This window comes from Streptomyces sp. NBC_00386 (assembly GCF_036063235.1).
In the GTDB taxonomy this organism is placed as follows: Bacteria; Actinomycetota; Actinomycetes; order Streptomycetales; family Streptomycetaceae; genus Streptomyces.
In genome coordinates this window covers 494,251-513,089 of the sequence record NZ_CP107950.1, presented here as the reverse complement: position 1 = coordinate 513,089, position 18,839 = coordinate 494,251, and the positions used below count along the sequence as shown (strand labels likewise).

15 protein-coding genes and 1 pseudogene are annotated in these 18,839 nt (G+C 68.4%); 4 read left to right on the top strand and 12 right to left on the bottom strand.

All coding sequences use genetic code 11. The features are described 5' to 3' along the window. Positions 1–10: 10 nt before the first annotated feature. The 4 genes from OG780_RS01895 to OG780_RS01880 form a co-directional block, all read right to left on the bottom strand. Entirely contained in the window at positions 11–1,000 is a 990-nt protein-coding gene (locus OG780_RS01895; RefSeq protein WP_328443961.1) for an ornithine cyclodeaminase family protein, read from the bottom strand. Between the two features lie 377 nt (positions 1,001–1,377). Then, the gene (locus OG780_RS01890; RefSeq protein ID WP_328443959.1) at positions 1,378–1,668 is read right to left on the bottom strand and encodes a hypothetical protein; all 291 of its coding nucleotides are present in this window, start codon (positions 1,666–1,668) and stop codon (positions 1,378–1,380) included. 618 nt (positions 1,669–2,286) lie between these two features. Then, on the bottom strand, positions 2,287–3,087 hold the full coding sequence (locus OG780_RS01885; protein WP_328443957.1) for an alpha/beta fold hydrolase: 801 nt from the start codon (positions 3,085–3,087) through the stop codon (positions 2,287–2,289). Positions 3,088–3,352: 265 nt separating this feature from the next. Beyond that, on the bottom strand, positions 3,353–4,681 hold the full coding sequence (locus OG780_RS01880; RefSeq protein WP_328443955.1) for an RNA-guided endonuclease InsQ/TnpB family protein: 1,329 nt from the start codon (positions 4,679–4,681) through the stop codon (positions 3,353–3,355). A gap of 449 nt (positions 4,682–5,130) precedes the next feature. On the opposite strand from OG780_RS01880, the gene OG780_RS01875 reads away from it, so the two are divergent. Further along, the gene (locus OG780_RS01875; RefSeq protein WP_328443953.1) at positions 5,131–6,069 is read left to right on the top strand and encodes a hypothetical protein; all 939 of its coding nucleotides are present in this window, start codon (positions 5,131–5,133) and stop codon (positions 6,067–6,069) included. Between the two features lie 461 nt (positions 6,070–6,530). Here OG780_RS01875 and OG780_RS01870 read toward each other — a convergent pair whose 3' ends face one another. From OG780_RS01870 to OG780_RS01850, 5 genes and pseudogenes are all read right to left on the bottom strand, one after another. Continuing rightward, complete coding sequence (locus OG780_RS01870) at positions 6,531–6,821, bottom strand: hypothetical protein (protein WP_328443951.1); 291 nt, start codon at positions 6,819–6,821, stop codon at positions 6,531–6,533. A 191-nt stretch (positions 6,822–7,012) separates the two neighbouring features. Continuing rightward, positions 7,013–7,811: pseudogene (locus OG780_RS01865) on the bottom strand (transposase); the annotation flags it as partial. Positions 7,812–7,998: 187 nt separating this feature from the next. Then, complete coding sequence (locus tag OG780_RS01860) at positions 7,999–8,499, bottom strand: hypothetical protein (protein WP_328443949.1); 501 nt, start codon at positions 8,497–8,499, stop codon at positions 7,999–8,001. A gap of 470 nt (positions 8,500–8,969) precedes the next feature. After that, on the bottom strand, positions 8,970–9,656 hold the full coding sequence (locus OG780_RS01855; RefSeq protein WP_328443947.1) for a DNA alkylation repair protein: 687 nt from the start codon (positions 9,654–9,656) through the stop codon (positions 8,970–8,972). A gap of 208 nt (positions 9,657–9,864) precedes the next feature. Continuing rightward, positions 9,865–10,425, bottom strand: coding sequence for a YceI family protein (locus tag OG780_RS01850; protein ID WP_328443945.1), 561 nt, complete (start codon positions 10,423–10,425; stop codon positions 9,865–9,867). Positions 10,426–10,605: 180 nt separating this feature from the next. On the opposite strand from OG780_RS01850, the gene OG780_RS01845 reads away from it, so the two are divergent. The 3 genes from OG780_RS01845 to OG780_RS01835 all read left to right on the top strand — a co-directional run bounded on the left by OG780_RS01845 (position 10,606) and on the right by OG780_RS01835 (position 15,319). After that, positions 10,606–11,235 carry an SMI1/KNR4 family protein gene (locus OG780_RS01845; protein ID WP_328443943.1) on the top strand — a complete coding sequence of 210 codons (630 nt, stop codon included), beginning with the start codon at positions 10,606–10,608 and terminating at the stop codon, positions 11,233–11,235. 325 nt (positions 11,236–11,560) lie between these two features. Continuing rightward, complete coding sequence (gene dacB / locus OG780_RS01840; RefSeq protein ID WP_328443941.1) at positions 11,561–13,156, top strand: D-alanyl-D-alanine carboxypeptidase/D-alanyl-D-alanine endopeptidase; 1,596 nt, start codon at positions 11,561–11,563, stop codon at positions 13,154–13,156. Positions 13,157–13,453: 297 nt separating this feature from the next. After that, positions 13,454–15,319 carry a glycoside hydrolase family 76 protein gene (locus OG780_RS01835; RefSeq protein ID WP_328443939.1) on the top strand — a complete coding sequence of 622 codons (1,866 nt, stop codon included), beginning with the start codon at positions 13,454–13,456 and terminating at the stop codon, positions 15,317–15,319. A gap of 90 nt (positions 15,320–15,409) precedes the next feature. On the opposite strand, the gene OG780_RS01830 is transcribed toward OG780_RS01835, so the two are convergent. The 3 genes from OG780_RS01830 to OG780_RS01820 all read right to left on the bottom strand — a co-directional run bounded on the left by OG780_RS01830 (position 15,410) and on the right by OG780_RS01820 (position 18,766). Next, on the bottom strand, positions 15,410–16,390 hold the full coding sequence (locus OG780_RS01830) for a threonine ammonia-lyase (RefSeq protein ID WP_328443937.1): 981 nt from the start codon (positions 16,388–16,390) through the stop codon (positions 15,410–15,412). 42 nt (positions 16,391–16,432) lie between these two features. Then, complete coding sequence (locus tag OG780_RS01825; protein WP_328443935.1) at positions 16,433–18,199, bottom strand: RNA-guided endonuclease InsQ/TnpB family protein; 1,767 nt, start codon at positions 18,197–18,199, stop codon at positions 16,433–16,435. 108 nt (positions 18,200–18,307) lie between these two features. Continuing rightward, positions 18,308–18,766, bottom strand: a complete 459-nt coding sequence (locus OG780_RS01820; RefSeq protein ID WP_328443933.1) for a hypothetical protein — start codon at positions 18,764–18,766, stop codon at positions 18,308–18,310. Positions 18,767–18,839: the final 73 nt, after the last annotated feature.

Sequence of the window (18,839 nt, the reverse complement as noted above, 5' to 3'; positions counted from 1 at the left end):
TCCGGCGGCATCACCGCAACGTGACCCGCTCGCCGATCGACCGCTCGCGGGCGGACGCGAGAACCAGGGCCGTGGCCGCGGCGTCCTGCACCGCCGTGCCGACCGACTTGTAGAGGGTGATCTGGTCCGGCGACGTGCGCCCCGGTTTGGTGCCGGCGATGAGTTCGCCCAGCTCGGCGTGTACGTGCTCGGCTGTGATGAGGCCGTCGCGGATCGGCGTGAGCAGGTCGTTGCTGCCCGCGGGGTAGGGGGCGAGCACGGCCTGGCGCGATTCGACGCACACCAGCGCCTCGGCGACCGTGGCGTCGTCGACCTCGCGTCCGGCCGGGTTGAATCCGACGGAGGTGATGTGCACGCCGGGTGTCAGCCAGGGGCGGCGGATCACGGGTTCGACGGCGTGCGTCGTCGCCGCGGCGATGTCCGCTCCGTCGAGCGCCTCGGCGTAGCCGGCCACGGCCCGGACCTCGGCCTCCAGTACGGCGGAGAGTTCCTCGGCCAGAGCGGCGGCCTTCACCGGGTCCCGGCCGGCCACCCGGATCTCCTGGATCGGGCGGACCCGGCAGATCGCACGGGCGTGGGACCTGGCCTGCACACCGGTGCCCAGTACGGCCAGCACCGTCGCGTCCTCGCGGGCCAGCAGCCGCGCCGACAGTGCGGAGCAGGCGCCGGTTCGCGCCGCGGTGATGGCCGTACCGTCCAGCAGTGCGACAGGCTCGCCGGTGTCCGGATCGAACGCCACGATCAGCGCCTGATGTGTCGGCAGCCGTACCCCGTCGTTGTGCGGGAAGAGGGACACCAGCTTGGTCATGAGCACCCCGGCCGAGGGCAGGAAGCCCGGCATGGCCGCCAGGAATCCATCGCGTTCGGGCACCAGGGCGGCGACGCGGTCGGGTACCGAGGCGCGGCCCGCACTGAAGTCCGCCATCGCCGTAGCCAGGGCATCGATCAGCGTGTCCACGCGGAGCAGTGACTCGACCTGCGAGCGGCCCAGAACAAGCATGCGCTTCAGCCTCCTGATGCCGGTCATCCGGCCGACGACCGCACCGCCCAAGCGTCGACCTCAGCCCCGCCGCCGCCCCGCTACGACACGCGGTCCTTCCTGAGCACGGACCTCCGCGATACGCGTACACGTCGCCCACCCGCGGGTGCGATACGGGGGCAGCGGCCCGGCAAGCACCGCTCCCGCACGGCCATCCACGCACGCACCGGCCCTTCACACACGGATGCCCCCTGGCCCCCGTCGCCCCGCCGCTCACCGAGCCCGGTCACACGGTCGACTCGCTCCCTTCCCGACCTGCGCGTACGCGAGGTGCGCGACGACACCGACCGCGGCACCGGCGACACTCCGCCGCGCTCCTCCCCGACCGCCACCGGTCGTCAGGCCGCCGGTCCCCGCCCCCCACGGACCAGCCGCCAGGCCTCGGTGAACAACGTGGGGAGCGTGTCCGGCAGCAGATCGAAGGCCCACACCGCATCCCCGGAGACGCTCAGCTCCGCACCGATCAGCGGCGCTTTCCAGGTCTCCATCGGTGGCAGAGGCTTCTTGGTGTGCGCCCACGGCAGTCCCGCGACGTAGAGCGGTTCTTCGGGGGGTGGCGCGGCCTCGCCGCCTGGCAGAACGGCTTCGAAGCAGAGAGTCTCGCGCGCCGCCGGCAGATGCAGGCTCAAAGAGACGCCCCGGTCGTGGTGGACGGTGAACGAGGTCGTCCCGGCGAGCCGGCCCAGGCGGAAGCGGTACGCGGGATCGGCGACGGTGTCGGCGCCCAGGTCTCCAGGGCCTTGAGCAGCGCTTCGCGACGCTCCGGCCTGGTCGAGGGGGCCGCCGTGCGCAGGGCGAGCCCACCTGGCGACCTATGAGTTCCGTCCAGCTTCCCACCGCGGGCAGAGGGACCTCCCTCTCACCAGGACCGGGCGCCCAACTGTCTTCGATGTAGCGCCCGATGGCGTCGAAGGAGCCCGAGTTCCAGGTGCCCCAGGCCCCGACGAAGCCCTGCAGGGCCCCGGTTGTGGTGAAGTCCCATGCGCGGGCGGGCGGGGGCGGAGCCGTGCCGAGGAATCAGGCGTGCTGAGGGTCGCAGTGGGCATTGCCCACTGCGACGCCGACTGCCGCAACTGGGGCTGGGGCTGGGGCTGGGGTTCGGCTGAGGCTGTCGAGGCTTGAAGCCCCCGGATTCACCCGCTTGGCTCGTGGAGGCGGACCCACGCCGTCCACTGCCCAGGGCAGGGGGCACGCATCGGTCGGTGCGGCCGGGCCGCCTTGACCGCACCAGGCAGTCGGTGGCCAAGTCATGACCGGACCGAGGCAAGGAAGTCGCGGACCGCGTCCGCGAAGCCGGCCAGATCGTTGGCGTACAAGAAGTGGTCCGTGGCCAGTTCGACGAGACGGGTGCCGGGCCGCCGGGCGGTCATCCGTGCTGCCTGCTCGGCCGACAGCACGCCGCCTGCGGTGCCGCGTATCAGCAGCGCCGGGCAGGCGGAGCCGGTCCAGTCCGCCCAGTGGTCGCCGTGGACCTGGTCCTCGGATGCGTAGATGTCCTCGGGGTGGAAGTGCAGGCCCCAGGTTCCGTCCGGCCGCTCGCGAACGGCGGATGCGAGGAAGGGGGCGAACGGGCCCAGCCGCGTCACGAACGCCTCCCGGCTGGGGCAGGTGTCCTGCGGAAGGTTCAGCACGAACGCCAGCGGGTTGCTGCCGTCCAGGCCGAGCTCCGCACAGCCCTCTCCGTTGACCAGCGAGGTCACACGCTCGGGACGGCGGGCGGCGAACTGGTAGGCGTTGATCGCGCCGAGCGAGTGGCCGAGGAGGGCCGCGCGACGCAGCCCCAGGTGGTCCATGAGGGCTTCCAGGTCGGTGAGGTAGCCCTCGCGGCTGTAGTCGGCCGCCCGATCGGAGTCGCCGTGTCCGCGCTGGTCGGGTGCTATGACCCGCCAGTCCGGGGCGAGTCGGGCGGCGAGACCGGCGTACGACATGCCCTCGGACATGTGTCCGTGCAGGGCGAGCAGCGGGCGGCCCGGTCCGCCGAAGTCCACATAGGACAGGGTGCGGCCGTCGATGGTGAGCGCGGAACGCTCGGCGTTGTCGGTGTTCATGGGTTCACCGTAGACGAATCTATACGCTCGTACAATACGTGCGTGTAATACGCTTGTATGGGAACTCGGAACCGTGCGACCCCCGCCCTGTTCACGGTCGACGCCGAGGTTCCGCCACCGTTGGGGCCGGGGTCCCGCCACCCTCATGTGCCGGATGGAGTACTCCCGGTCGCCGGGGCCGAGCCGCGGGTGAGTGTGGCTGTGGCCGCGACGGTCTGTGGAAGGCTGGAACTCCGTGCTGGCGACCGCCGCGCGGCGCGCTGAGTCAGCCTTGGTTGACATCCTCCCCCTCTTGAAAGAGGGGGATTCCGACCCGTACGGGTTGGGGTTCACGGGTGTTCGAATGGCTGGTGGCCGTTGTCACCCCTCCGGCACCGGCTGTTCGCCGGGGGCGGGGGATCCCGCCCTGTCCTGCCGCGACGTTGACTGCTGCGTTCTCATCGGCGTTGCAGGTGAAGCCGCAGAAGGAGCAGGCGAACTCGGCTTGGCTCTTGCGCGAGTTCTTGTCGATCCATCCGCAGGCGCTGCAGCGCAGACTGGTGTAGGGGGCGGGGACGTCTTCGACCCGGCCCGGGGCCTTGTGCCCGGTGCGCTGTCGGAGCAGGCCCCAGCCCTGGGCCAGGATGACCCGGTTCAGCCCGGCCTTCTGCCTGACCTGCCTGCCGGGCTGTTCGGTGGTTCCCCTGGCCGAGCGGGTCATGTTCTTGATGTTCAGCTTCTCGAACCGCACCAGGCCATAGGTGCGGGCCAACATCGTCGAGGTCTTCTCGCACCAGTCCTTGCGCCGGTCGGCCTCACGGGCCTTGAGCCTGGCCACCTTGGCGTACTCGGCGGCCTTGCGCTCACTGCCCTTCGGAGCGCGTGCGGCGCGCCGCTGGTGTTTACGGACCTGCGCTCGTTCCTTCACGGTGAGCTGCGGGCAGTTCAACTTCCGCCCGTCCGAGAGGGCGGCCGTGATGTTCACGCCCCGGTCGATACCGATGACCCCGCCCGTACTGGGCGCTTCGACCGGTGCGGGGATGACCGCGAAGGCGATGTGCCACCGGCCGTTGCGGTAGGTAATGCGGAACGTCTTCGCCTTCGGCAGTTCAGAGCCCTTGCCGTTGCGGCTGAGCCGGAAGCGGACCCAGCCGCAGCCGGGCACCTTGACCCGAGCCCACCGGCGGTTCAGTTTCTGCACCACCACCGAGCGGGCCATGACCTGCCTGCCTGTCTTCGCGTTCAGCTTCGGTGAACCGTCCGCCTCGAACTCCGGGACCCGGTCGGTCCCGATGACACGAAAGCCCTCATGCCGGTACTTCTTGCGCCAGGTCGGCTCACCGAACCCGGACGTAAAGCGGGCGTTCTTCGCCGTGGCGAAGTCCTTCAGCGCCTGCTGCTGAACGTCCGCGTTCCCGGCCGCCAGCCACTCATTGTCGCGCCGGGCCTCGGTGAGCTGACGGCACTGCTCGGCAAAACCGGGCGCCGACCTACGCCACCTGCGCCAGTGCGCATGCTGCTCGACCGCCAGGTTCCACACGTACCGGGCATGCGCACAGTGCAGCAACATCTGCCGCTCCTGCGCGCACGTGGGGTACATACGGAACTTCACCATGCCGCCACAGTAATAGCGTAATAACGCGATAACAGCGGAATGTTCAAATGCACGCCTTGCATCCCCGAAGAACTCCACGCCCGGCTCACCGCTCAGCTCAACCGGTCGCCGACCGGCGGCCCCTCGACGCCGAGATCCTGCACCCGCTCGAGATCGCTCTCGACACCGTCAAGGCGACGACGAATCGCCCTGACGGCGATTCCTCTGCCCCTGCCCTGCTCCGCAGGGGCTCGCATTCACCCCCGGCCTGAAGGCCGGGGCACCCTGCAAGGAAACGAGGTGGACCCGGTCCCATGCCTGTGTGACCTCCGTGCCGTGATTCGCCGTCGCCGTGGACCGGGCAGCACAGATCGCCACTGGAGTTGGACTGAAAAGGGCCGGTAAGGTGGCGCTCTTCGGGCCGCTCGGCTCCCGGAGTCCTAGAGGCGACTGCCATGAATCTCCGCCCCATGACTGCTCGTTCCGGTGCCGCGATACACAAGATGTGGCAGCTTCCGGCTGCCGACGCCGTGCGCGGGTATCGAGTCCTTTGGTGGAGCGTCGGGCCTGCCGGGGAGCTCGCGGTCCTGTTGGTCCACCGGCGACTCCTTCATCGCGCCCGCTACCCCATGGGGTGGATCGGGTGGGGGCCGGAAGTCCCGTTCACCGGTGAGTTGGTCACCGTCACGGGGCAGGAGGAGCGGCGCATCCTGGTGAAGGACATCCGGATTCGGCCCAGCCACTTGGCCCTGCTCCCGGATTCCCGATTCCTGCTGGTGAGCGGCCGCACCTTCCGGAACGAGACCGAAGGCTCCTGGACGTCCAACGCTGTGGTGTTCTCCCCATCGGGCACATCTGAAGCCGAGTTCTGCGTCGGCGACGACATCCCCGCCCTCGTCACGGACGTCCACGGAGCCATCTGGGCGGCGTACGGAGACGAAGGCATCTACGGCGGCCACCCCGAATCGGGTGCGGGCCTCGCGGGCTGGAACACTGAGGGCCAGGCGATCTGGGCTCCCGAAGGAAGGCTCCCCGACCACCCGCTGGAGGGCTGTACCGCCGCGACCGAGGGCGAACAGATATGGCTCGTTTGGTACCCCGGCAGCAGCAGAGGCGGCACTTACCTGACACGGATCACTCCGTCCACCGGCGTCGTGGCCAGCTACCTCAGCCCCGTCCGGCGTCCGGACGGATTCGCGGTCCGCGGCAACCGGGCAGTGCTCACCCGTCGAGACCACAACAAGCGGTCCGTGGAGCTCACACGTGCCGAGCTCGACGGCACTACCTGGGCAGTAACCAGCCGCTGTCGGCTTCGAGTGCCCGGTCGAGTCGTCATGCGTTGCGGCCAAGGCCGCGACGGCTCCCTCTGGCTCCGCACAGGCAACACCTGGCTGCGCATCGAAGCATGAACACCCGACAACATCTCAGCCGGTTCAACTTCGATGGCAGACGGACCCGGTTCGACGTCACAGAACACCGGAGGTTGGAGAACAAGGCTGGTCGAAGACGCCGAAGCCCACCGGCTGAGCCGGCCTACGAGGACGGCTCGGGGTCGTCGTCGCCAAACTCCTGTTGCCATCGCAGGAGTTCGAGGTCTCGCCATGTCACCCGGCCTCGACCTGGTCCGGGGGCAGCCCGGTCTCCTCGGTCAAATCCTCCCCGCTGATCCGGCCCTCGTAACTCCTGCAGAGCCCTGGCGATCTTCCCGGCCCAGAGTTCGGCATCGACAACGGCCGATGCTTGCACTGTTCGACCAGCTCGGCCGGATGTCCTTCGTGCACCCGACGGCCATCCGCTTGTCTCGAACTTCGCGTCGACCGCGTGGACGGCATGTGGCAGGGCGCCCCTGGCTTGCGCTTTGCCGCTGCCGCTAGTCAATGCCATCCGGAAGATCAGCGGCTGCGGTGTCAGCCACCAGTTCGCAAAGCTGGATGAAGCACTCGCTCAGAGAAAGACGCCCGTTGACGCGAACGAAGTACGACCGTTCCGAGCATCTGAACACCTCCCGCCGGACCACCTTGGTGATACCGCGGTCATAGGTGTTCACCTCTTCTCGAAGCGCGGCCATCGCCTCGTCAGCACTGCCGTCCAATTCGGCAAGAGTGCGATAGCTGGATGCTTCCGCATCAAGCAGTGAGGCAAGCACTATCCATCGAGCCATGTCTGGGCCGTCCCCTCGGTCTACTGGTCAGGAGCTGGGATGATCTTGACACTCCTGCAGCGATAAGCGGGACGGTTTGCCCATCACTCTTTGCCTATCACTCAGAGCCTGCGACATGCACCCGGACTGCCCCCTCGGCCTCGACTCACCAACGAAGCCAAGGATTGAGAAACCACTACTCAACTTGTTCTTCATGGTCCGACCTGGTCACGTTTGGCGATGGTCTCGGGCCGCCTGACTGTTTTGCCCACGTCGTAGCGGATGGCAGGGCGCTGGTTCTTCGAACCGGGCGGGCGTCCGGGGCCGGTCCGGTTGGTTTTCGGTGCACGCGTCGGGCAGGGCAAGTTCGGGCGGAGGTTCCTGAACCCCCGGCGGACTCGGGCGGGGGTGAGCCGGCCGGGCTCGGCCTCTCCCAAGGCCGACGGAGGTCCGTGGCCAGCGGGCGGGCGAGGCGGAGCCGGGTGTAGGAGGCGACGACCAGCCAGGTCCATCGGTCCGCCGTCTCGGGCGTGCGAAGTCTCGGGCGGGTCCAGCCCAGAGTCTGCTTGATCATCCGGAAGGCGTGACTCCAGATCGAATCTGCGCAAGAACGACTGCCGGTGCAAGTCGACGTCCTGGTTCCGACAGGCCGGTGGTAGACGTCCCTGGCCGGACGGGGAGCGGCTCGTGGCCGCCGGACAGGCGGTCGACTTCCAGGCGGATCAAGGTGCCTTCGATGACGGGGAGTTCGCCGGTGTGGTCGATCCAGGTGGAGCGGGTGGTCAGACAAGGATGGACGCGGTCCCAGGCCATCGAGTGCGCGGTGCCGTAGCGGGTCGGTGACCTGCACGGTCGCGGCATCGGGGCCGCCCCAGGTGTCAGGCTTGGCGAAGCGGACCCTTCGCCGTGTTTCGGCGGCCGTCCGCCCTGAGGTGGTGAGGTCCACGCTACCGGGACGGGCTTGCGCATCACGCGGTCCGTGCGCATTCGCCCGAGGACCTCCACCGGCAAAAGCATGAGGCGTTCGCGAATGCCGCGGCCGGAACAGCGCCAGGCAGCAGACTCCCCCTCACGGCCGTCGAACTGGTCAAGCACCTCTTTGGCCAGAGCGCATGATCGGGCGGAGGCCTCCCACGCATCCGCTGAACAGTGCAACCAGAGATCAAGTTCGAGTGCCGTTCGGACGCTGGTAAGCAGGTCAGGCGGCAACCAGCGAGGCGTGGATCCGGCTGACGGCACGCAGGGTCTCGTCTCGGTTCTTCGCTCGCTTGATCCATGCCGGAAGGCGGGCCACCAAGGTCATTTTCTGTCCGGTGTCGTACCAGGGAGCTCGTTCTCGCAGCGACGCTTGAACGAAACGACGGATCAGGTCGAGATGTTCGAGGTTGTACGCCCACAACCACCCATGCCGGGTCTCAACCTGGAACCACAACGGCATACCGAAGTACGGATCCGTCGCGGGTTGAGCTGTGCCACGGGAGAGCGTGACAAGACGGCCGCTCCACATCCGTGACAGTCCGCAGCCGCGGCAGACCAGACGCCGCGGCTTGAACAGCATCCGACCTCCGGGATTGGAGTCTTCGGGCGCTGGAACGACACGAGCGGCTTTCGCACAACCGGGGCATCGCACAATGATCGAGCCGATGAAGTCGTACTCGGTACTGCGCGGATCCCGAAACCGACTGGAGAGCAAGGCCATGCGCCGAGTATGCAGCTGCCCCGCAGATCGGCGCATCCCGATTCGACCACTCGCGCTCAGGCCCACCGCCCACCCTGCCAGGGCCGGACGGAGGTTATAGACCAAGCTCGGCCAGGATTGCCCGTCCCCGGCCAATCCCAGTCTGTGGCGGCAGGGCAGGCCGTGTTTCGGCCAAGGCGACCGAACTCCTGATGCATCTCGCAGAGCCCGACCCGGACTTCGCCATCGTCACCCCCTGCCCCGGGTCTCCGCCGCCGAGAACGTGCTGCGGTCGACCTGTTGATCTGATCGACCGTGTCCTTTGGCGTAGGCGCCGGCGGAAGGGCCGTACGTGTGAGGACGATCATCCGGACACGCCGCTTGCCAGCAGCATCACACCGCCCGGGAGCCGTCATCGTGGCGGCGCGACACTCGGTTCGCCCGACGCCTCGCCGTCACACCGGCTGGCCGCGGTCGATGAAGCCGGCGCCTCAACCGTGCTGTCGGCGCACCATCTCGGTGATCCAGACGGGCGCGAACGGGGAGGTGCAGCCCGGGGGAGTGGGGTAGTCCTTGAGGACTTCCAGGCGCTCACCGATGTCGATGGCACGGGCGCGGTGCTCGGTGTGCTCGATCCCGATCTGGGCCAGGCAGTGGTTCATCGCCCACTGCAGGCGGTCGGGGGCGTCCTTCATGTCCGCCTCGATGGTGTCGAGCAACCCCGGGAGGTCCAGGCCCTCGGGGTTCTTCGCCACGCGTTCGGTGGTCAGCGCCCAGCCGGCACCGGCCACCACCGGATCCGGATCGGCGGACCAGTCCAGCCGCAGCTCCTCGGCGTGCGGGCTCTTCTTCACCACGTAGTTCACGAGCCAGTCGTGTACCTTGGGTGTGCGCGCCTGGCGCAGCATGGTGTCCAGCTCCGCACGCCCGAAGGCCTTCGGGCGGCAGATCAGGATCGCCAGCAGTCTTGCCGCGCTGTCATCCGTCTCCCAGAGCCGGCAGGCGAGTTCCTGCTGTGTCTTCAGCCGCTTCGCGAGCGCACGCAGCTTGCCGAGGTTCACACCGTGATCGTCACCGTGCTTCTCGTTCACCGCGCGCGCCTTGGGGTCCTCGAGCCCGGCCAGCTCGGCCATCACCTCGGCCACCGTCGCCTCGGCCACGCTCGGCCTCCCGTCCATCACCTGAGGGTTCAGCCGACGAGTACGCCGACAACCTGGATCGTACGAGATCAGCTCGGTGTGCCGCCGGAAGGTGCTGGATCGGGGTCGCGGGCTCGTCACCGGCGTTCGGGCCCGTGACGAGCGGCGGCCGGCGGCCCGCGGAATCGTCGGGCCCCCGGCGGTGACGAGCTTCCGCCGGGACGCGGGGCGGCGGGACGGGGACCTGTCAGGCGTCCTTGATCGCGGAGATCTCGAACTCCAGCTGGATCTTCTCGCTCACCAGGACACCGCCGGTCTCCAGCGCGGCGTTCCAGATGACGCCGTAGTCCTTGCGGTTGATGGTGACCGAGCCTTCCAGGCCGACGCGAACGTTGCCGAACGGGTCGGTGGCGGTGCCCTCGTAGCTGAAGGGGATGGTCACCGGCTTGGTGACGCCCTTGATGGTGAGATCTCCGGTGACGTCGAAAGTGCTGTCGCCGCTGCGGTGTACGGCCGTGGAGACGAACGTGATCTGCGGGTACTCGTCCATGTTGAGGAAGTCGTTGCTGCGCAGGTGCTTGTCGCGATCGGCGTTGCGGGTGTCCACGCTGTTGGCCTGGATGGTCACCGTGCCGCTCGACTTCGACGGGTCGGCGCCGTCGAAGGACGCGCTGCCCTCGAACTCGCTGAACGCGCCGCGGACCTTGGTGACCATCGCGTGCCGGGCGACGAAGCCGATCCGGCTGTGCGAGGCGTCGATGGTGTAGTGCCCGGTCAGGGGGGACAGGTCGGTGGGGAACGCGGTCATCGCGGGGGCTCCTCGGGTCGGCGCGCCGTGAAAGAAGATACGTGCAGTGAAGGGAGATAACGGACATGCGCAACCTATCGGTCATGCTGCGCAAGTGCCCGCCGCCACGGCGTGGCGCGGCTGTCCGGCCGTAGACACCAGCGGGGCTCGCCGCCTCCGCCGGCAACTACCCTCACCTGCGTGACGACCGACTGGACAGTGGAAGCCCGGCGCATTGCTCGGGGGAGGCGCTTCGACGAGTTCGGCAGTCCATCCGCGAGACAGGCCGCCTCCCCGCTGCCGCTGCCGCTGTCCGAAGCGGAGATCCGCGAAGCGGAGGCGGAACTGGGCATCGCGTTCCCGGACCAGTACCGCGAGTATCTGCTCCGGCAGAGCTCCGACGGCACGGTCAACCGCCTGTGCCGATCCTCGGCAGGATGGGGCTGGCAAGGGGACTCGAGCACCAACTACGGCTTGCTCACCACCGACTTCCCTCACCCCGACTCCTACCGCCAAGACGAGGACGAGCTGGACGCGCGCGAGCCGCTGGCGCAGGACTTCCCGGACCAGAACGCCTACCAAGCGGCGTGGGAACAGTGGGACGCCGAGTACGAGGTGTTCCAGGAGCGCAAGACGTCCGGTGCCGTATTCATCCAGGACAACGGCTGTGGCTTCTCGACCCTGCTCGTCGTCACCGGTCCGCACCGGGGCTCACTGTGGTTCGACGGCCGGGCCACCTGCGACCTGATCCTTCCTCTGACCCTGGACGGCCGGCCCGTCTCGTTCACGGACTGGCTCGCTCGACGGTCCATGGACCTGGTCTGCTGGTGAGCGCGACCGGGCCGATGCCACGAACGAGACGAACCAGCCGACGTCACTCAAGGTTTGCGGATGGCAGCCGTGTCACCGGACCCGACACCAAGCGCGCCGCTCACGGCACTCGCGCGGACTCCCCGCGTCGTCGGCCTCGGTGATCGACCGACCGGATGAAGTTCTCCCCCAAGCTGTCGGCGCGGCGCCGAGCAGGGGAAACGTGCGCGGTCCGTGTTCCTACGATGCCGCAGGAGCGTCCCGGCGAGCAGGGTCCGGGCGAGTCGGGGCCGTGCGATGCGGGTTCCTCGACTCGGCTTCTTCGACTCCAGAAATGGCGGAACGCATGAGACCGATGATCTGTGGCCGGCTTCGGACCTGGGCCGGTGCCGGTGCGACACTCGCGCTTCTGGCGGGGGCGGCAGCCGCCGGCACCCCGGCGGCGGCGCACGACGACGACCTCGGGCCCGCCATCGAGGCGATCATGCACAAGCCCGGTTACGAGCACGCGCAGTGGGGCGTGCTGGAGACGGACCCGGAGACCGGCCGGGTGATCCACTCCCAGTTCCCGAACCAGTTCTTCGTCCCCGGCTCGACGGTCAAGCTGGTCACCATCTCGACCGCCTGGCACACCCTCGGCCCGAACCACCGCTTCACCACCCCCGTGATGGCGACCGGCACCCGCACCGGGTCGACGCTGCACGGGAACCTGGCACTGGTCGCCCAGGGCGACCTGACCATGGGCGGGCGCACCAAGCCCGACGGGTCGGTCGACTACACCGACATCGACCACACCGAGGCCGCAATCCCCGGCGCGACCCTCACCCCGGAGAACCCGCTCGCCGGCATCAACAAGATCGCCCGGCAGATCCGCGACGCCGGCATCACCAGGGTCGACGGCAACGTCATCATCGACCCCCGTCTTTTCACTCCTCCCGCGTTGAGCCCGCAGCCCACCCCGCTGATCCTCAACGACAACCTGATCGACCTGCTGACGACCCCGACCAGGCCGGGGCAGCCGGCAAAGCTGTTCTGGCGCCCGCAGGTCTCGCCGTACCACGTCACCTCCACGGTCCGGACGGTCTCCAGCGGGGGGACCACCTCCGTCAACGTGACCGCCTCGCCCGACGGCACTCAGATCCACCTCTCCGGCACCATCGCCGCCGGTTCACAGCCGCTGCTGCGGGTCTCCAACATCCAGGACCCCAACGCCTTCGGTCGCACCGCGCTGATCGAGGCCCTGGCCCGTGTCGGCGTCACCGTCACCGCGCCGCCCACCGGCCCCAACCCGCAGAAGGAGCTGCCCGCCTCCTACCGCAACACCCCCCGCGTCGCCGCGTACGTCTCCCCGCCCTACAGCCAGTACGCCAAGCTGATCCTCAAGGTCAGCCACAACCTCGGCGCCAACCTGGCCCTGTGCAACATGGCCGTCGCACGCGGCAGCAAGAACTGCTTCGACGCGTTCCCGATCGAGCACGACTTCCTCACCAACGTCGCGCAGATCGACCCGAAACAGTTCCAGCTCGCCGACGGGCGTGGCGGCGTGCCGGCCGAGCGGGTCACCCCGAACGGCCTCGTCGAGCTCCTCACCTACTGGCTGCACACCCCCGACGCCGAGGCCTTCCGGAGTCTGCTCCCGATCCTCGGCGTCGACGGCTCGAACGGCATCTCCTGCACCACCGACTGCCCGGCCAAGGGCAAGGTCTTCGCCAAGCCCGGCACGATCATCGGTGACGACGAGCTGAACCAGGAGCTCGCGGCCACGGCGCAGAACGAGGCGGGCTATCTGCAGACCGACGACGGCCGCCTGCTGACCTTCTTCGTCGGCGTCAACGGCGCCGCCACCCCGGACCTCCAGAGCTTCATCGGCATCTTCAACGACGTGAACCAGATCACCGCGCTCCTCCAGGAGCAGGCTTCGGCGGACGAAGCGCACCACTAGCCCACCGCCGAAACCGCCGCACGACCGCCGAGCGCACAGGGGTCCGTCCGAAAAGGAGGCGACCCCTGTGCGCTCGGTACTCTGGCACCAACCGGGTCGCCGTCACTGACACCATGAACTGCCTTATGGGAAATCCTTGCTGGTGACATTGACAGGGATACGTCAAGCCGGTTCACTGCCCCGAAAGAAGGTACGGACCAGGCTCGACCGCCGCGCACTCGGCTCGTCACAGCGCCGTCGGTCCCGGCCGTGCCCGCCGCCCCGGCATCCTCCATCGTGAAATCGAGGCGAGTTCCGGTGTCCTTGCGCAGCGCCGACATCGTTGTCGGACCACGGTTCCTCAGTTTCCTGTCGGCGGTCGTGCTCGCGTGTGCGGCTGTTCTCCCGGCCGCGACGCCCGCGGCCGCCGCCACCCAGGTGTGCGTACTGGCCTGCGACACGCTGGACCCCTCGCTGGCGCGACAGGAGGGCTTTCCGATACCGGCGAAGGCACTCAACGGCCGTCGCCTCGAACTGCACGTCTCCGACGCGGACGACATGGCGTGGGCCAGCATCGACGGAGGAGTGACGGGCGACTCGGTGTGGCTCGACCGTTCCTGGGACGGCGGTGCCACCTGGGACGGGCTGCTCGGCAAGGCAGCCATCCCGGGCACCTGGACCGGCACCAGGACGCTGATGTACAACATCACCGATCCCCGCAACCACCGACGCGGGCTGGTCCGGGCCTGCGGCGACGCCGCCGCAGTCGGCTGCACCGACTGGGCCTACCCCACCGTCTGCGACACACTCTGCGACCGCACCGACGCCGGCCGGGCGTCCGGCGACGACCAGCCGGTGCCGTCCGCCACGCTCTACGGCCGTACGATCCGGCTGCACGTCGACCAGAAGAACTCCATGGCCTGGGCGAGCATCGAATCCGGCGCCGGCGGTGACGAAGTCTGGCTGGACCGTTCCTGGGACGGCGGCTCGACCTGGCCGGACGGCTCCTCCCTCGGCCGCACCGCCGTCCCGCAGGGAGCCACCGGCACCCGTACGACGATGCACGCGACCCGCGATCCGCGCGGCCTCCTCTACGGTGGTGCGGTCCGCGCGTGCGGCCGTGAGGCCGGCCACCAGGAGGGCAGCTGCACCGTGTGGGCCAGGCCCGTGCCGACCCGGACACGCGCCGCGGCGGACGCGCTCATGTCGTCGTACGACCCCTACAACGGCTGGTGGCCCAGCAGTTGGTGGAACTCCGCCGCCACACTCACCTCGCTCGTCGACTTCGCCAGGACGACCGGCACGCACGACTACGACTGGGTCGTCGCGCGCACCTACGACCGGAACAAGGGCACCTTCGCCGCCGGTGTGCGCGGTTCGGACGCGATCGAGGGCCACTTCATCAGCCGTTCCATCGACGACTCGGGCTGGTGGGCCATCGCCTGGATCGACGCGTACGACTACACCGGCGACTCCCGCTATCTCGACGAGGCCGTCACCATCTCCGGCTACGTCCAGCAGTACTGGGACCCGGGGACCTGCGGAGGCGGCGTGTGGTGGGATCGGGAGCGCACCTACAAGAACGCGGTCACGAACGGCCAGTACCTCTGGCTGACCACCGCGCTGCACCAGCGCATCCCGGGCGACACGGTATGGCTCCAGCGAGCCAGAACCGCCGCCGCCTGGTTCAGGACGAGCGGGATGATCAACTCCTCCGGCCTGGTGAACGACGGGCTGACCTCTGCCTGCGCCAACAATGGCGGCACCGTGTGGAGTTACAACCAAGGGCTGGCCATCGGCGGTTTCACCGAGCTGTGGAAGTCGACCGGGGACGGTTCACTGCTGGCCACCGCGCGGACCCTCGCCGACGCCGCCGTCAGCAGCCCGGCGCTGACCCGCGACGGCGTGCTCACCGAGTCCTGCGACGTCGGCTCGGCGTCCTGTGACGACAACCAGAAGCAGTTCAAGGGCATCTTCGTGCGGAACCTCGCCGACCTCGCGAAGGCGACCGGTTCCAGTACTTACCAGGGCTATCTCCAGAAGCAGGCGGACACGTTGTGGGCCCGGGACCGCAGTTCCCTCAACGCCCTCGGTGAACGCTGGGCCGGCGCCCTCCCCAACCAGACCGACTGGCGCACTCAGGCCGGCGCCCTCGGAGCGCTCACGGCGTGGGCAGGACCGTAGGGCGACAGCAACGGCGAGCCAAGACAGGCAAGTCGAGGGTTACGCATGGCCCGGCGGTGCCACCGTTGGCGGAGCTCGAGGCCGTGTGGGTCAGGACCGGTGGACGGGAGCCGCAGCGATCCAGCGGTGATAGGCGTCCACGTCGACGTTGCTCCCGCACACGATGGTGACCACATGCCGGCCGGCGAACCGGTCACGGTCTTCGAGGATCGCCGCGATGCCGAGCGCGGCCGACGGTTCGACGACGAGGCCCGCGTGGTCGAGGAGCATCCGCATACCGGCGATGATCGATTCCTCCTGGACCAGAACGGCGTCGTCGGCGACCAGGAGGAGGTCGTCCAGGACGGCCGGGATGGGATACCGGCCGGCGACGCCGTCGGCGATCGTGCTGGTCGAGTCGGTGGTGACGACGCGCCGCCCGCGCCACGAGTGTGTCATCGCCGGTGCGCCCAGCGGCTGGACGCAGATCACCTCGACCTCGGGCGCCATGGCCTTCAGTACATGACCCACACCGGTGGCCAGCGCCCCGCCGCCGAGAGCGATCAGGACGGTGTCGAACGACGGCACGGTGTCCACCAGTTCCAGGCCGATGGTCGCCGCGCCCTCGCAGGTCTCGATGTCCAGGCTGTCTTCGACCAGCCGGATTCCCTCGCGGCGCGCGATGGCTGCCGCCCGCTCACGAGCCATCTCGTGATCGCCGTCGACCAGTTCCAACCCGGCGCCCAGCGCGCGGATGCGGTCAAGCTTGGCCACCGTCGCAAAGCGTGACGCCACGACCGTCACCTCGAGCCCCCGACCGCGACCGGACCACGCGAGGGCCTGGCCGAGATTTCCAGCGCTGGCACACACCACGTCGCGCGAGCCGTCCTCGGCGAGCAGGCTCGCGACCACCTCGGTGCCGCGGGCCTTGAAGCTGCGTACCGGGTTCGCCGTTTCGAGCTTGATGCTCACGGCGCATCCGAGGCCGGGCTCCAGCGCCTCGCAGCGGTACAGCGGAGTGTCGAGGAAAACCGGGTCGATGACCCGGCGGGCCGCCCGGATACGGGCAATGTCGAGGCGCGTCTTCTGCACGACGCGGAAGCGTAGCGCGAGCGACAGTTCATATCCTGCGGTTCAACGGGGCGGTTCAGGCTGCCTGAGCTTCGGGGGCACTCGACGGAACCAGGAACAGTCAGGACCTTTGACATCCTCCCCCTCTTTAAAGAGGGGGATTCCGACCCGTATGGGTTGGGGTTCACGGGTGTTCGAATGGCCGGTGGCCGTTGTCACCCCTCCGGCACCGGCTGTTCGCCGGGGGCGGGGGATCCCGCCCTGTCCTGCCGCGACGTTGGTTGCTGCGTTGGTGTCGGCGTTGCAGGTGAAGCCGCAGGAGGAGCAGACGAACTCGGCTTGGCTCTTGCGCGAGTTCTTGTCGATCCAACCGCAGGCGGAGCAACGCAGGGAGGTGTAGGGGGCGGGGACGTCTTCGACCCGGCCCGGGGCCTTGTGCCCGGTGCGCTGTCGGAGCAGGCCCCAGCCCTGGGCCAGGATCGCCCGGTTCAGTCCGGCCTTCTGCCTGACCTGCTTGCCGGGCTGTTCGGTGGTTCCCCTGGCCGAGCGGGTCATGTTCTTGATGTTCAGCTTCTCGAACCGCACCAGGCCATAGGTACGGGCCAGCATCGTCGAGGTCTTCTCGCACCAGTCCTTGCGCCGGTCGGCCTCACGCGCTTTGAGCCTGGCCACCTTGGCGTACTCGGCGGCCTTGCGCTCACTGCCCTTCGGGGCGCGAGCGGCACGCCGCTGGTGTTTACGGACCTGCGCGCGTTCCTTCACGGTGAGCTGCGGACAGTTCAACTTCCGCCCATCCGAGAGGGCCGCCGTGATGTTCACGCCCCGGTCGATACCGATGACCCCTCCGGTGCCGGGCGCTTCGACCGGTGCGGGAATGGCTGCGAAGGCGATGTGCCACCGGCCGTTGCGGTAGGTAATGCGGAACGTCTTCGCCTTCGGCAGTTCAGAGCCCTTGCCGTTGCGGCTGAGGCGGAAGCGGACCCAGCCGCAGCCGGGCACCTTGACCCGAGCCCACCGGCGGTTCAGTTTCTGTACGACGACGGAGCGGGCCATGACCTGCTTACCGGTCTTCGCGTTCAGCTTCGGTGAACCGTCCGCCTCGAACTCCGGGACGCGATCGGTGCCGATGACACGAAAGCCCTCGTGCCGGTACTTCTTGCGCCAGGTCGGCTCACCGAACCCGGACGTGAAGCGGGCGTTCTTGGCTTTGGCGAAGTCCTTCAGTGCCTGTTGCTGCACATCGGCATTGCCTGCGGCCAGCCATGCGTTGTCACGCCGGGCCTCGGTGAGCTGGCGACACTGCTCGGCAAAACCGGGCGCCGACCTACGCCACCTGCGCCAATGCGCGTGCTGCTCGACGGCAAGGTTCCAGACGTACCGGGCATGCGCGCAGTGGCCGAGCATGACGCCCGCCTGCTCGCTCGTCGGGTACATCCGAAACCGTGCCATGACCGTGAACCTAGCCAACACGTTCCCCGACCGCCCACACCATCGACCGACATCACCCGTGCGAGTGACCACCCCGGCCACCGACCCGCCCGACCACCGATTGCCAGCCACCGTCAAGCGATCACCGTCGACTTCGAGTTGCCGCACCTGCTCGAGATCCGTCTCGCCCGAGACACCGAATCGCCCTGCCGGCGATTCGGCTTCCCCCCGACCCGCTCCGCGGGAGCGGGCATTCACACCGGCCCTGAAGGACCGGGCGCCCTGCCCGAAAGCAAGGTGGAAACCATCGTCACGGACCCGCTGCGAGCGCATCCGTGGGAGTGCGTCACCGTCGGTGGTGGTCTGCGGCACTCGGACGATCAGGTCGAACTCCTTGAGCAAGTGGTCAACCTGGTTCGGCGGCACGCACCCGATGCGGTCATCGCGTTCAACAGCGGCCCAGCCACCATCTATGAGGCCGCTGCGCGGTGGATCGAGTGACGCCGACACCTACGCGGCTTGAACGTCATCTCGTCCTTGCCGGTCTGGGTGTGTCGCTGGCTGACGTGTCAGAACGCACCAGTTCGCATCATCGGGATCCCCCACGGTCAGACCCACCAGCAAGCGCCCTCTGTATCGGTAAAGGTCGAATGCGGTGTCTTGCTTCCCTATGGTCACGTCAAGTTGCTGCGTAGCACCGGATTCGTCGATCTCCCAGGTGCCGTCCCCGCCGACCTTCTGTGTGACCTTGCCGTCGAGTTCCATCTCGGTGGGGATTCCGGTTGCGGACGCCGATCCGGCCGCGCTCAAGGTCAAGGTGGTGTGGCACTTCTGGGCGCGCCAGGTGCCTATGAGCTGAGACTCGTGCACGTTCTTCGCGTGCGGATAGCCGCCCCACCCCACGCACCCGGAGACCGACAGGGCCAACGGGGCCGAAACGAGCGCCCACTTCCAAGCTCTGCTGTTCATCCCCGGCCCCTTCGTACTGGTGGCCCCATGGTGTGCCTCTGGTGATCAAGGGCGGCGTGCGGTCTGCGCCGCG

Bases quoted from the DNA above. Each gene is read 5' to 3' on its own strand.
- OG780_RS01895 (WP_328443961.1), bottom strand. From the start codon at position 1,000: ATGCTTGTTCTGGGCCGCTCGCAGGTCGAGTCACTGCTCCGCGTGGAC.
- OG780_RS01885 (WP_328443957.1), bottom strand. From the start codon at position 3,087: ATGAACACCGACAACGCCGAGCGTTCCGCGCTCACCATCGACGGCCGC.
- OG780_RS01880 (WP_328443955.1), bottom strand. From the start codon at position 4,681: ATGGTGAAGTTCCGTATGTACCCCACGTGCGCGCAGGAGCGGCAGATG.
- OG780_RS01875 (WP_328443953.1), top strand. From the start codon at position 5,131: ATGACTGCTCGTTCCGGTGCCGCGATACACAAGATGTGGCAGCTTCCG.
- OG780_RS01870 (WP_328443951.1), bottom strand. From the start codon at position 6,821: ATGGCTCGATGGATAGTGCTTGCCTCACTGCTTGATGCGGAAGCATCC.
- OG780_RS01860 (WP_328443949.1), bottom strand. From the start codon at position 8,499: ATGGCCTTGCTCTCCAGTCGGTTTCGGGATCCGCGCAGTACCGAGTAC.
- OG780_RS01855 (WP_328443947.1), bottom strand. From the start codon at position 9,656: ATGGACGGGAGGCCGAGCGTGGCCGAGGCGACGGTGGCCGAGGTGATG.
- OG780_RS01850 (WP_328443945.1), bottom strand. From the start codon at position 10,425: ATGACCGCGTTCCCCACCGACCTGTCCCCCCTGACCGGGCACTACACC.
- dacB (WP_328443941.1), top strand. From the start codon at position 11,561: ATGAGACCGATGATCTGTGGCCGGCTTCGGACCTGGGCCGGTGCCGGT.
- OG780_RS01820 (WP_328443933.1), bottom strand. From the start codon at position 18,766: ATGAACAGCAGAGCTTGGAAGTGGGCGCTCGTTTCGGCCCCGTTGGCC.